12 protein-coding genes are annotated in these 13,153 nt (G+C 67.8%); 6 read left to right on the forward strand and 6 right to left on the reverse strand.

Annotation, left to right across the window (positions count from 1 at the left end):
* The first annotated feature begins 128 nt into the window (after positions 1-128).
* From PJ259_RS21320 to bfr, 6 genes are all read left to right on the forward strand, one after another.
* Positions 129-1,049 carry a LysR family transcriptional regulator gene (locus PJ259_RS21320; RefSeq protein ID WP_059313871.1) on the forward strand — a complete coding sequence of 307 codons (921 nt, stop codon included), beginning with the start codon at positions 129-131 and terminating at the stop codon, positions 1,047-1,049.
* Positions 1,050-1,154: 105 nt separating this feature from the next.
* Positions 1,155-1,901, forward strand: a complete 747-nt coding sequence (locus PJ259_RS21325) for a 5-oxoprolinase subunit PxpA (RefSeq protein WP_271654093.1) — start codon at positions 1,155-1,157, stop codon at positions 1,899-1,901.
* Positions 1,898-2,575 carry a 5-oxoprolinase subunit PxpB gene (pxpB, locus tag PJ259_RS21330; RefSeq protein ID WP_271654094.1) on the forward strand — a complete coding sequence of 226 codons (678 nt, stop codon included), beginning with the start codon at positions 1,898-1,900 and terminating at the stop codon, positions 2,573-2,575. The genes PJ259_RS21325 and pxpB overlap by 4 nt, the downstream gene beginning before the upstream one ends.
* The gene (locus PJ259_RS21335) at positions 2,572-3,504 is read left to right on the forward strand and encodes a biotin-dependent carboxyltransferase family protein (RefSeq protein WP_271654095.1); all 933 of its coding nucleotides are present in this window, start codon (positions 2,572-2,574) and stop codon (positions 3,502-3,504) included. Before pxpB ends, PJ259_RS21335 begins: the two co-directional genes overlap by 4 nt.
* Positions 3,505-3,654: 150 nt before the next feature.
* On the forward strand, positions 3,655-4,545 hold the full coding sequence (locus PJ259_RS21340) for a PA4780 family RIO1-like protein kinase (protein ID WP_059313875.1): 891 nt from the start codon (positions 3,655-3,657) through the stop codon (positions 4,543-4,545).
* Between the two features lie 120 nt (positions 4,546-4,665).
* Entirely contained in the window at positions 4,666-5,163 is a 498-nt protein-coding gene (bfr, locus tag PJ259_RS21345; protein WP_007159675.1) for a bacterioferritin, read from the forward strand.
* Positions 5,164-5,193: 30 nt separating this feature from the next.
* Here the strand turns inward: bfr and PJ259_RS21350 are convergent, their stop codons facing one another.
* From PJ259_RS21350 to PJ259_RS21375, 6 genes are all read right to left on the reverse strand, one after another.
* Positions 5,194-7,761 (reverse strand): ATP-binding protein, encoded by a 2,568-nt coding sequence (locus tag PJ259_RS21350; protein ID WP_271654096.1) that lies wholly within the window; start codon positions 7,759-7,761, stop codon positions 5,194-5,196.
* 100 nt (positions 7,762-7,861) lie between these two features.
* Positions 7,862-9,190 (reverse strand): bifunctional DedA family/phosphatase PAP2 family protein, encoded by a 1,329-nt coding sequence (locus tag PJ259_RS21355; RefSeq protein WP_059313877.1) that lies wholly within the window; start codon positions 9,188-9,190, stop codon positions 7,862-7,864.
* Between the two features lie 63 nt (positions 9,191-9,253).
* Positions 9,254-10,399 carry an alginate O-acetyltransferase AlgX-related protein gene (locus PJ259_RS21360; protein WP_271654097.1) on the reverse strand — a complete coding sequence of 382 codons (1,146 nt, stop codon included), beginning with the start codon at positions 10,397-10,399 and terminating at the stop codon, positions 9,254-9,256.
* 10 nt (positions 10,400-10,409) lie between these two features.
* Complete coding sequence (locus PJ259_RS21365) at positions 10,410-11,825, reverse strand: MBOAT family O-acyltransferase (RefSeq protein ID WP_271654098.1); 1,416 nt, start codon at positions 11,823-11,825, stop codon at positions 10,410-10,412.
* Between the two features lie 13 nt (positions 11,826-11,838).
* Positions 11,839-12,486, reverse strand: coding sequence for an alginate O-acetyltransferase AlgF (locus PJ259_RS21370; protein ID WP_271654099.1), 648 nt, complete (start codon positions 12,484-12,486; stop codon positions 11,839-11,841).
* Positions 12,483-13,148, reverse strand: a complete 666-nt coding sequence (locus PJ259_RS21375; protein WP_059313881.1) for an SGNH/GDSL hydrolase family protein — start codon at positions 13,146-13,148, stop codon at positions 12,483-12,485. The genes PJ259_RS21370 and PJ259_RS21375 overlap by 4 nt, the downstream gene beginning before the upstream one ends.
* Positions 13,149-13,153 lie beyond the last annotated feature (5 nt).

Here is a 13,153-nt window from a genome sequence, read left to right on the forward strand (position 1 = left end):
CTGGCATCTTTTGCCGTCGGTGGAGCTGGCGTCCAGCAAATAAAACTGTTCGCCGCCGATAGGGAAAAGCGGGGCAGACAAGCCCGCTGGTGGGGGTAAAGTGACGGGATAGCCTTGTCGAGGTCCCCATGAATCTGCGCTTTCTCGATACCTTCGTCTGGGTCGCCCGCCTGGGCAGTTTCCGACTGACGGCAGAAAAGCTCTCCACCACCCAGGCCGCCATCTCCAGTCGCATCGCCGTGCTGGAAAGCGAACTGGGCGTACAACTGTTCCTGCGCGACTCCCGCGGCGTGAGTCTGACCGCCGAGGGGCATCGGGTGCTGGGCTACGCCGAGCGGATGCTGGCGACCCAGCGTGAGCTGCACGAGGCCCTGGGGCATGGCCAGACCCTGGAGGGCCGCCTGCGCATCGGCGTCATGGATACCGTGATCCACAGCTGGCTGGATCAGCTGATCGCCGCGGTTACCCAGAGCTATCCGGCCATCGAGCTGGAGCTGACCGCCGACACCGCGCTGAATCTGGCCGAGCAGCTGGCGCGGGGACAGCTCGACCTGATCTTCCAGACCGATCTATTGCGCGCTGAAGGCATTCGCAACCTGCACCTGGCCAGCTATCCGGTGCGCTGGCTGGTCGCCACCGACAGCCATCTGGCGCGGCCCTATGCCAATCTGGCCGAGCTGGCCGGCGAGCGGCTGATCACCTTTTCCCGCCATTCGCGGCCGCACCAGGACATCCTCGGCCTGCTGCAGCGCGAGGGCATCGCCGAACCGCGGGTCTGCTGCATCAATTCGGTGGCGGCCATCATCAAGCTGATGGGCGAGGGCTTCGGCATCGGCGCCCTGCCGCCGGCACTGGTGATAGAGGAGTTGGCCCGTGGCAGCCTGATGCCTGTGCCGCTGGCCGGACCGCCGCCCTTCGATGTCCAGGCCAGCTGGCACGGCGGTGCCGGCCTGGCGCTGAGCGAGGCGGTGGTGGCGTTGAGCCAGACGGTGGTGGCCGACTGGTGTACGCGCCTGGGTCCGGAGCGCGCCTTGCCGGTGCTGGTCTAGCCCGGGTGTTTCGACGCCTTCTTATCGCCAGCGCCTGGAATCTTTTGTTGGACAGCGGCGCCCCGTCTTTCCGACACTCGAAGCTCTTCCTCAGAGGATCCTGTCATGCCCGCTCGCCTGCTGCTCAATTGCGATTCCGGTGAAAGCTACGGTGCCTGGTCCATGGGCGACGATGCCCATGCCATTCCCCTGGTCGACCAGGCCAATCTGGCTTGCGGCTTCCATGCCGCCGATCCCCTGATCATGCAGCGCGCCGTGACCCTGGCGGTGGCCAATGGCGTGCAGATCGGTGCCCATCCGGCCTATCCCGACCTGGTGGGCTTCGGGCGCCGGCCCATGGCCTGCACCCCGGCCGAGGTGGAAGCCATGATCCTCTACCAGATCGGCGCCCTGGACGCCTTCTGCCGCGCCGCAGGCGTACGCGTCGAGTACGTGAAGCCCCATGGCGCCCTCTACAACGCCCTGGTCAAGGATGATGCCCTGCTGACCGCTGCGCTCTCCGCCTGCGCCCGTTATCGCCAGGGACTGCCGCTGATGGTGCTGGCCAAGGCCGACAACGCCCGCGAGCGTCGGCTGGCGGAAGCCGCTGGCGTACCACTGCTGCTGGAGGCCTTCGCCGACCGCGCCTATCTGGCCGACGGCTCCCTGGCGCCACGTGGCCAGGTTGGCGCTGTTCACCATGACCCCGAGCGCATCCTGGCCCAGGCCATCGCCATCGCCCGCGGTGAGGACTTCCCCGGTTTCGACGGCCAACCCATGCGGCTGCAGGCTGACAGCCTCTGCGTGCATGGCGACAATGCCGAGTCCCTGGCAGTGCTGCGTCGGCTGCGCGCGGCGCTGGACGCCCTATGATCACCTTCAAGCCCTTTGGCGTCGCGGCGCTGCTGCTCGAACTGGCCGAGCACCCCGATACCGAACTGCCCTCGCGCATCGCGCGCCTGGGCGAGCGGATTCGCCAGCGTTTCGGCGCGGCGGTGACCGATCTGGTAGCGGGCTGGACCAGTCTGCTGGTGCACTACGATCCGCTGCAGCTGACCTTGGCCGAGGTACAGGCCGGCCTCGAACCCTTGCTGGCCGACTGGCCGGGCGCTGCGCAGGCGGGCGAGGGCGGGCGCCTGCACGAGGTGCCGACCTTCTATGCCGGCCCGGACCTCGCCGAGGTGGCCGAGCGCTGTGGCCTGAGCGAGGCCGAGGTCATTGCCCGGCACTGTGGTCGTGACTATCAGGTAGGCGCCATCGGCTTCATGCCTGGTTTCGCCTTTCTCGGCGAGCTGGACGAGCGCCTGGCCCTGCCCCGGCGCAGTACGCCCCGTACCACCGTACCCGCCGGCAGCCTGGCCATTGCCGAACGCCAGACCGCCGTCTATCCCCAGGCCTCGCCCGGGGGCTGGAATCTCATCGGCCGTTGCCTGTGGACCGTCTTCGATGCCCGGGCCGAGCCGCCGTGCCTCCTGGCGCCAGGAGACCGGGTGCGCTTCGTGCCGGTCGACGAAGCCGCCTTTCGTGCCCAGGGAGGTCAGCCATGAGCGGTCTCAAGGTCATCAAGCCCGGTCCCCTGACCCTGCTGCAGGATCTCGGACGCCAGGGCTGGCAGCACCTGGGCGTGGCCCCTTCAGGGCCCATGGACGGTCATGCCGCGCGTTGGGCCAATCGCCTGGTGGAAAATCCGATGACGGCGCCGCTGCTGGAGATCGCTCTGGGCGGTGCCGAATTCGAGATCGAGACCGACACCTGGCTGGCGCTGACCGGCGCGCCTTTGGAAGCCCGCCTGGAGGGTGAGCCCCTGCCGCCCTGGTCGTGTTTTCCAGTAAGAGCCGGCATGCGCCTGCGGCTGGGATTCGCCCAGGCCGGGCAGCGTGCCTACCTGGCTGCGGCCGGCGGAGGCTTTCAGGTGCCTGCGACCCTGGGCAGCATGGCCAGCAACAGACGCGAAGGCCTGGGCGGTCCGGATGGCAATGGCGCCGCGCTGGTGGCGGGGCAGCAACTGGCCTGCGCCGCCGTGACCGAACTGCATGCGCGCGGTTGTGGGCCGGCGGCGCGCTTCGTGCCGGACTATCGCGAGGTGCCAACGCTGAGGGTGATCTTTGGCGGTGACGCCGAGGCCTTCGGTCCGGCGGCGCAGCAGGCGCTCTGCGATCAACCGTGGCGGATCAGCCCGCAGTCCGACCGCATGGGCATTCGCCTGGCCGGACGCACGCCCCTGGCGCCACCACGCCGTCAGTGGTCGCTGGGGGTGGTGACCGGTGCCATCCAGGTGCCACCCGATGGCCAGCCCATCGTGCTCATGGCCGATCGCCAGACCATGGGCGGTTATCCACTGCTGGGCTTCATCCATCCCCTGGACCTTTCGCGCCTGGCCCAGTGCCCGGCCCACCACGAGGTGCGTTTCGCCCCGGTGGAACTGGCCGTCGCCCAGGACGAATGGCGCCGTTTTCTCGCGTTTTTCTCCGGTTGAAGGCGCAGCCGGTCACGGCCGAGGAATCTTGTCCGCTTCGATGAGTCGCACGCTCAGGGGCGACGCCGACTTCCCTTTCTCGGCGTCTGGCTTGAAACTTGCCTCACACGTCCCCCTGTGACGACCGACAAGAAGGAGCTGGAACCGGCGATGAAAACTCCCAAACGCATCGAGCCGCTGATCGAGGACGGCTTGGTCGATGAGGTGATACGGCCCCTGATGAGTGGCAAGGAGGCGGCGGTCTACGTGGTGCGCTGCGGCAGCCAGGTGCGCTGCGCCAAGGTCTACAAGGAGGCTGACAAGCGCAGCTTCCGTCAGGCCGCCGAATACCAGGAGGGGCGCAAGGTGCGTGGCAGCCGGGAAAATCGCGCCATGGCCAAGGGCTCCAAGTTCGGTCGCCGCGAGCGCGAGGACAATTGGCAGAACGCCGAGGTGACGGCGCTCTATCGCCTGGCCGATGCCGGGGTCCGGGTACCCAAGCCCCACGACTTCCTCGACGGCGTGCTGCTGATGGACCTGGTCACCGACGGTAATGGCGAGGCCGCGCCCCGTCTCAACGACGTGACCCTCACCGCCGAGGAAGCGCTGCGCTATCACGACCTGATGATTGGCCAGATCGTGCGCATGCTCTGCGCCGGGCTGGTCCATGGCGACCTTTCCGAATTCAACGTGCTGCTGGCCGAGGATGGCCCGGTGATCATCGACCTGCCCCAGGCGGTGGATGCCGCTGGCAACAACCACGCCTTCCGTCTTCTGGCGCGGGACGTGGAGAACATGGCGCTGTACTTCGGTCGCTTCGCCCCTGAGTTGCGCACCACCCGCTATGCGCCGGAGATGTGGGCCCTGTTCGAGAAGGGCGAGTTGTTCGCCAACACGCGCCTGACTGGCGAATTCGCCGAGCGTGAAGACCAGGCTGACGTCCATGCGGTGATGCGCGAGATCGAGGCGGCGCGGCGTGACGAAGAGCGCCGCCAGGCGGCGCGTCGCGAACAGGACGAGCCGAGCGTGCGCGAAGAGCCGCCACCGCCCTGGCTAAGCTGATCGTGAAGCAGAACGATTAGCGCTGCGATGAGACGAACGGCCCCAGTGGTCGGGCGATGAACGGCGCCTCCCAGGCGCCAGCGCGCTAAACTGGGCACTGAACAGCACAGGACTCTTTTCATGCAAGGCCATCCGGACGTCATCAACTACCTCAACCAGCTGCTGCGTGGCGAGCTGGCGGCGCGCGACCAGTACTTCATCCATTCGCGGATGTACGAAGACTGGGGCCTGATGCGGCTGTACGAGCGGATCGGCCACGAGATGGAAGAGGAAACCCAGCACGCCGATGCCCTGCTGCGCCGCATCCTCTTCCTCGAAGGCACGCCGGACATGCGTCCCAACGCCATCACCGTGGGCCAGACCGTGCCCGAGATGCTGCGTGCCGATCTTGCCCTGGAGTACGAGGTGCGCGAAGCCCTGGCCCAGGGCGTGGCCCTGTGCAACCAGCACAAGGACTTCGTCACCCGCGAGATCCTGGTCGTGCAGCTGGAAGACACCGAGGAAGATCATGCCTACTGGCTGGAACAGCAGCTGGGGCTGATCGACAAGATCGGTCTGCAGAACTATCTGCAGTCGCAGATGAAAGGCGGTACCACGCCCCACGGCGCCGGCCTGTAACACCGGCTGCCCGGCGCCACCCGGCGCTGATCAGGACCTGCTGGCGTCACCTTCTGGCGCCCGCGGCAGATAGAGCGAAATGCAGGTACCCACGCCCGTCGTGCTGTCTACCTGGATCTGCCCGCCCGATTGGTGCACGAAGCCGTGCACCATGGACAGCCCCAGTCCGGTGCCCTGGCCTGGCGGCTTGGTGGTGAAGAAGGGATCGAAGATCCGTTCCCGGATCTCCGGCGCGATGCCGGTACCGGTATCGCTTACCTTGACCCTCACGTAATCGCCTGCGGGCAGCCCTTCCGGGCGGTCAACGGCTGCCTCGGGCAGATTCGCCGTGGACAGCAGCAGCTGGCCGCCCTGGGGCATGGCGTCACGGGCGTTGATCGCCAGATTCAGCAGGGCGCTTTCCAGCTGCACCGCATCGATCACCGTGAGCCACAATGGCTCCGCGGGCTGTGCCTGGACCTCGATCGCCGGGCCGACGCTGCGGCGAATCAGTTCTTCCATGGCCAGCATCAGCTCGTTCACGTCGGTGGGCTTGGGTTCCAGCGTCTGCCGGCGGGAGAAGGCCAGCAGCCGCTGGGTCAGGGAGGCGGCGCGCGCAGCGTAGGCCTGGGCGCCGCCAAGCAGCCGGTCGAGCTGATCGGTGCGATTCTGCTGCAGGCGCCGCTCGATCAATTCCAGACTGCCGATGATGCCGGCCAGCAGATTGTTGAAGTCGTGGGCGATGCCGCCGGTCAACTGGCCGATGGCTTCCATCTTCTGCGCCTGGTGCAGGGCCTGCTGCGCCTGGGTCAATTCGGCGGTGCGTTCGACGACCCGCTGTTCGAGCGTTTCATTGGCGGTGCGTACCGCCTGGAACAGTTGAGCCTGCTCGATGGCGAGGGCGGCGCGGGCGGCCAGCGCGGCCATCAGCCGTTCGTGACGGAGGTTGAAGCGACCCGGTTCGGGATGCCCGAAGAAGAGTCCACCCAGCACCGTTCCGTTGCGGGCGACCACCGAGACGGCCAGGTAGCTGCGTACTGACAGGGGCCCGACCAGCAGGCCCTGATGCGGTTCGGAGCGGGACGGGTGCGAATCGCTGGCCACGTCGTCGACGCGAATCACGCCTTCGCCGCCCAAGGGCGGGGCGAACAGGGCGGTGGCATCCGGATCGCCCAGGTGTTCGAAAGCGACACGCTCGGCGCCAGACAGGGTGAGGCGCTGCAGATGCCCGCTGTTTTCCTCATGCTGCTGATTGAGGTAGGCGCCAAGGCGCGCCCCGGTCAGCTCGACCCCGGCATCGGTTACCGTCTGCACCAGATGCGCCAGATCCAGCTGGCTGGCCAGCTCCGTATCGATGCGCTTGAGGGCTTCCAGGGTACGGGTTTCTTCGCGCAACTCGGCTTCGGCCTGCTTGCGGTCGCTGATGTCGACGACGAATTCGAAGGCGCTGCCATCGGGCAGGCGCTTGGCCGCCACCAGGGCCCAGCCGACGGAGCCGTCACGCCGCCGGTAGCTGCGTTCGTCGGGCGGCAGCTGATCGCCAGCCTGGCTCAGGGTTGGCGCCGGCCAGCGGATATGCCCAGCCAGGAGGTCCTGACGAGCGTGACCGCTCATGCGCAGGAAGGCATCGTTGGCATCGATCAGATGGCCTTCGGCGTCGAAGCAGAGGGCACCCACCGTCTCGATTTCCAGGGCGGTGCGAAAGCGTCGCTCGCTGGCTTCGAGGGCGGCGCGGGCCAGATGGGCTTCGGTGACGTCCTGCCCCTGGCAGAAGATGCCGATCACCTGGCCGGCTTCGTCGGTCAGGGGCTCGTAGATGAAGTCGAGATAGAGGGTACGAACCGGCTCGCCTTCGGTCTCCAGGCGCATCGGCATATGTTCGGCGACGAAGCGGCGGCCACTCCGGTACACCTGTTCGAGCCACTCGAAGTAGCCCTGATTCTGCAATTCGGGAAAGACGTCGCGTACCCTGAGGCCTTCACAGGGACGGTCGTCGAACAACCGGCGGAAGGCGACATTGACGAAGTCGAAGACGTGATCCGGGCCGCGCACGATGGCGACGAAGCCAGGCGCCTGCTCGAACATCCGCCGCTGGCGTGCGGCGTCGGCGGCGCGGCGTCGTTCTTCGAGGATACGCTGGGTGGTCTCGTGCCCCTGGTTGAACAGCCCGGCGATCTCGCCGCCCTCGCCGCGGATGGGCGTGAAGCTGTAGTTCCAGTAGGTCTCGGTGACCACGCCCTGGCGCACCATCGGCAGCAGCTGATCGAAGACGGAAAAGCCCTGGCCGGTGGTCAGCACCTGCTCGAACTGAGGACCGACCACCGGCCAGATGTCCTGCCAGACCTCCTGGGCGGGACGCCCCAGGGCCCAGGGATGGCGCTCGGCGGGGATCGGTGACCAGGCGTCGTTGTAGAGCAGCAGCAGGTCAGGGCCCCAGTAGATGGCCGTGGGAAAGCTGGAGTTCAGACAGATACTGAGGGCGGATCGGAGGGACTGCGGCCACTGGGACGGCGGGCCCAGCGGCGAGTCCGACCAATCGTGGGTGCGCAACCGAGCGCCCATGTCACCGCCGCCGGCGAGAAAATCCAGTTCGTTCCAGTCGGCAATCTGCGCTGCCATCGGTTATGTCTCCCCAGCCACTTCTGCAGTTCCAGGCGTTCTGACCACAATCGCACCGGAACTGCAGGACCGCGACGAGTTTTTTTAGTTCGCGTCTGCCTTACAGCCGCGGCGTGTAGCGCTCGACGGCTTCCGGCAGGGCCCAGCCGGCAGCGAAGGCGAAGATCAGCAGGATCAGCGGCAGCAGCACCAGCCAGGTCCGGGTCGGGATCGGCTCCAGACGATTGCCGCCGGTCTTCTGCAGCAGGGCGAGACTCAGGCCGCAGAAGCCGCCGGCAAGCAGGGCGCCGGCGAGGACGTCGGTAGGCCAGTGTACCCCCAGATAGACGCGGCTGAGGGCGATGAGCACGGCTGGTAGCGCAGCGATCACCAGCCAGGCGAGGCGCCCGCGTGGGCCGTAGCGGCGCCCGACCAGGATGCCGAGGGTCAGGAAGAAGGCGAAGGAGGCCGAGCTGTGGCCGCTGGGCAGACTGTAGGTGGTGAGCGGCTCAGCGAGCACGTCCGGCCGGGCGCGGGCCAGCAGATTCTTCAGCTGGCCATTGGCGAGGGCGGTACCCAGGGTGGTACCCACGGCGAACAGCAGCGGACGCCACTGGCGGAAGCCGGCCAGCACCAGGGTGAGCACTGCCGCGACGATCAGCTGGGTGCGAAAGTCGCCCATGCGGGTGACGACCACGGCGACCAGGTTGAGCCAGTTCTCGCGATGCGCCTGGACCAGCGCCATCAGGCCTTCGTCGAAGGCGCGCAGATGATGCCAGCCAAACAGCAGCGCCAGCAGGCCGGCCAGGCAGAGGGCGCCACTGAGCAGGGTGGTGCCGGCCCGCTCGCGCCAGGCGCCATGGGCGATGACGCTCGCCAGCAGGACGATCCCGCCCGCCACGACGCCCGCCTGATACCAGAACCCCTCGGGTAGCGGCAGGCGCAAGGCTGCCCCGGCTACCCAGCCTGGTCCCAGTGCGGCGATCGACCAGCCAGCCGCTGCCACCAGGCTGACGGCGGCGAACTTCACCAAGGGCATGTCGAGCATCCCGGCGATCAGCGGCAGCAGCGGGCGCAAGGGGCCGATGAAGCGGCCAACCAGCAGACTGGCCACGCCGTACTTGTGGATGAAGTCCTCCGCGCGGCTGATCCATTCGGGATGGGTGCGCAGGCCCGGCAGGCGGCGAATGCGCTCGTGGAAATGGCGGCCGAGGAAATACGACACGGCATCGCCGAGGATGCCACCCAGGAAGCCGAGCAGAAGGGTATCGAGGAGGTTCATGGCGCCGTTGCCGGCGGCGATGGAAATGGCGAACAGCACCACCGTGCCAGGCACCACCAGACCGGCCAGGGCCAGGCATTCGAGAAAGGCTACGACGAAGATGGCAACGCCGAGCCACTCATTGTGATGGGTGATCCACTGGGTGAGGCCGGCGAACAGTTCCGTCATCGAAAGGCTTCCTGGGGGCTAAGGGCTGCGTCCTCAGACCCGTAGGAAAAGCCTTTGGTTGCCTCAAGGACGCGGATCGAGACGTAACGCCTCGGGGCCCGGGGATTGTAAATCGCGCTCGGGAATTTCCCAGACCAATAACTGTGGCGGGGTTTGTCGGAAGGCGGGGCTGGCAAAGTAGTCCCGCGCCGCACCGGCGAAGTGGCCGCCGTCCTTGGCGAAGCGCCCGACGCTGGCGCCCAGGGCCTGCTCCAGGAAGGGCAGGAAGTTGGAGTTGCGCGAGAAGGAGGTACCGATCACCGCGACATTGGGCAGGTCGCCATCGCCGAAGAGGTCGTCGCTGGCACTGGCGGGCGCGCGGCTGTCGACCTGGGTATGGCTCGGCTGCTCGGGGGTGGGTTGCAGGCGCGGAGGCAGCCAGTCCAGGCCGGCCAGGCGGACCAGGTCGCCGGGGCGGGTCGTTGGCGGCAGCGCCGTGCGGCTGAACTCCCGCGCCGGGGTGGCCTGGAAGGGCAAGGCCTGGAGGTAGGCAGCCAGGGCGCGGGCTGCGGCCTCGGCACCGGTTTCGTTCCAGTGGGTGTCGGTACGCAGGAAGGCATTACTGCCCAGGGGGGCGAGCACCGCAGTGAGGTCGAGCACCGGCACCCGCGCCGCGCTGAGCATCCGCGTCCAGTCGGCGATGCGACTGGCGAAGGCGGCTGGCCGGCGCAGCCCGCAGAGCTGATCGGCGGCGATGCGGCTCTTGTCCGGAACCACCGCGACCAGCAGCTGGATGTGCCGGGCGGCCAGCTGTTGCCGCAACTCGATCACCGTCTGAGCGCGGGCCCGGGCATTGGCGGCAGCCTGGCGCGGGACGTCGAGCTCCTCGGCGAGAAATAGCCAGTCGGGACAGCCCTGGCGTACCCGCGGACCGGTATCGCCAAGCAGCAACCAGCTGGCGCCCCGTTCCAGGCGGGCGGCGGCTTCCGGCAGCGGTGCCTTGGCCAGCTCCTTGGCGATGTGGTGGGTGATCTCACCTTCGAGCAGGGCATGCCGATCCACCTGCTCCGGCCAGAGCGAGAGCCGGTCGGTCAGCAGCGCCCAGGCGCAGGAGCCGAGGCCGACCGCCAGGAACAGGGCGAAGACGCCTCCGGCCAGGGGCGCCAGGCGCGTGCTGGCGGCACTGGGCGGCTGCGGGGCGGGCGAGGGCGGCAGGGCGGGAGCGCTCATGACGGCGGCCTCAGAACTGGAAATAGAGGAAGGGCACGGCTTCGCGGCTGGCGATCAGCGCAAAGCAGAGCAGGAAGCCGGCTATCGGCCAAAGGGCACCGACACCCCGCAGCAGGGCGCTGCCGGGCAGACGCGCCTCGATGCGCGCCTGCCACAGCGGGGCGAGGATGCAGGCCACCCCCAGGGCGGCGGCCAGGCCGTGCACGGGTCTCAGGGTCACGGCCAGGGCATCGCCCAGGACGAAGCCGTGCAGGCCGAACTGGCCAGCGTACATGGACAGCGCCGTGGCGAAGTCCGGCGCGCGGAACAGCGTCCAGGCCAGGGCCACGAACAGCAGGGTCAGGCCATGGGCCAGGGCACGCGGCAGCGGGCGGCCACCGAGTTCGTCCCAGAGTCGGTCCAGGCACAGCGCCAGGCCGTGCAGCATGCCCCAGAGCAGGTAGTTCCAGCTGTCGCCGCCATGCCAGAGGCCGGCGATGGCCATGGTCAGGAAGAGATTGCGGTAGGTGCGCCAGCGGCCGTCGCGGTTGCCACCCAGGGAGATATAGAGGTAGTCGCGCAGCCAGCTGGACAGCGACAGGTGCCAGCGCCGCCAGAAGTCCTGGATGCTGCGGGCGAGATAGGGCCGGTTGAAGTTTTCCGGGAAGTGGAAGCCCAGCATCAGGCCCAGGCCGATGGCCATGGCGCTGTAGCCGGCGAAGTCGAAGAACAGTTGCAGCGAATAGGCCAGGCAGCCGATCCAGGCGTCAGCGAAGGACGGCTGGTCGAGGTGGAAGGCCACGTCCACCAGCGGCGACAGGGTGTCGGCCACCAGCACCTTCATGCACAGGCCGATCATGAAACGGCGCGCGCCGAGGGCGAAATTCTCGCGATTGAACCAGCGCTGGTTGAGTTCGCGACGGACCCAGTCGTAGCGGATGATCGGCCCGGCGATGGAGTGGCCGAACATGGAGATGTAGGTGGCGTAGTTGACGAAGCTGCGCTCCACCGGCACCACGTGGCGATGGACATCTACCAGGTAGGAAATCGCCTGCAGCACGATGAAGGACAGTCCGGCCGGCAGGGCCACCTTCTGCCAGTCCAGTGGCAGGGCGCCGGTCGTCACCAGCACCTGACTCCAGGTGGCGGCGACGATGTTGGCGTACTTGTACCAGCAGAGCACCGCCAGGTTGATCACGATCAGCCCGGCAAGCAGCCGCAGCCGCGTCTTCGAGCCTTCGCGCGCGCGATCCACCAGCAACCCGCCGACCCAGGCCAGCAACGCCAGGGCCATGTGCAGCAGCAGGAACAGCGGGCTCAGCCAGCCGTAGAACAGCCAGCTGCCCACCAGCAGCACCCCGTTGCGCCCGCCGGGCCGCGCCAGGGCGTAGACCAGCAGGAACAGCGGCAGGAAGAGAGTGAGGAATTCCAGCGAGGCGAAGACCATCGAGGGGCTGTCCTTAGTGGGCGATAGCGTCCTGGGTGGCGAGCAGACGCGGACCCGCGGCGCCGGGGAGCAGCAGCACGCTATAGCGCTCGCCGGCCTTGAGTTCGCCCAGATCCAGCGGCGCGCCTTGCGGCTGACCGGCGCAGGTCAGTTGCACCTTGAGCGCCACGGCGTTGAGGCTGCGGCGCTGCAGGGTGCCGTCGGTGACGTCCTTGAAGATCTCGGCGTTGCGCCCCGCGGCCTGCAGCCCAGGTGCTGCGCACTGCGGATCCAGGCTGTAGAAGGCCAGGGAAGCCTTGAGGGCATTGAAATCGTCGGCTTGCTCGCGCACCAGGCGCTGCACCAGCGGCGTGCCGGGCAGGACCACCAGGGTGGCGAATTCACCGGCCGCCACGGTCAGCTCCAGCGGAGCCTTGGCCGCGCCCTGGACCAGTTCGCCCTTGATGGCCTTGGTCGCGGGCACCGTCAGGTAGTCGGAGACCGGCTTGGCGGCCTCCAGCTGCAGGCGCGCGGCGGAGCCGGAGGCCTGCAGCGCCAGGGGCTCGCTGCCGGCATTGACGAATCTCAGGAAGGCCGAGTCCTCGCTGGGTCCGGTGGGGTAGAGGGAGACTTCCGCCTGGGCGACTCCAGTCGCCAGCAGGCCGAGCAGCAGGGCCTTCACTGGGCGGCTCCCTTGAGCTTGTCGGCGGGCAGCTTGTTCAGGGCGTCGACGATCGCCGAGCTCCAGGACTTGTAGCCCTGGCCGGTGAGGTGCTGGCCGTCGATGGTGGCCCACTGACCGGGCTTGGCGAAGCTCAGGGAGTCGATGTAGCTGCAGGGCGCGACGTTGTTGGCGAGGAAGCCGGACATCAGCTTGACCCGGTCGAAGGTCTTGCCGTACTTGCCGCCCTCGGTGCCCCAGGTCGGGCCGACCCAGGCGCAATGGGTCTTGGTCGCGGCGATGGCCTTGGTCAGGCTGGTGGTCTGCTGCCAGACCCAGGTCTTGGGAAAGCTGGGATTGGTGTAGCTGGCCATGGTGTCGCCCATGACGATCAGCACCAGGTCGGGCTTGTCGGCGGCGATGAGTTCGTTGATCGGCTGGGTGGCGGCCTTGCCGCCGAGCACCACGGCCTTGTCGCCGTTACGCCTCTCGGCGCCGCCACAGGTGCCGGGGGTGACCTTGAGCCAGTCGCCGGCGTTGCTCCCGCAGATACCCAGGGTATGCACCTTGGCGCCTTGCTGCACCAGGCTGTCCTGCAGCGCGCCGATCAGGTAGTCGGGGGTGGCCAGGTGGCTGTCGCCGATCATGAGAATGGTAAGGCCGGTAAGGAGGCTGGCTGCCATGGGAG

The sequence above is a fragment of the Pseudomonas sp. JBR1 genome (assembly GCF_028198185.1).
Classification (GTDB): Bacteria; Pseudomonadota; Gammaproteobacteria; order Pseudomonadales; family Pseudomonadaceae; genus Chryseomonas; species Chryseomonas oryzihabitans_E.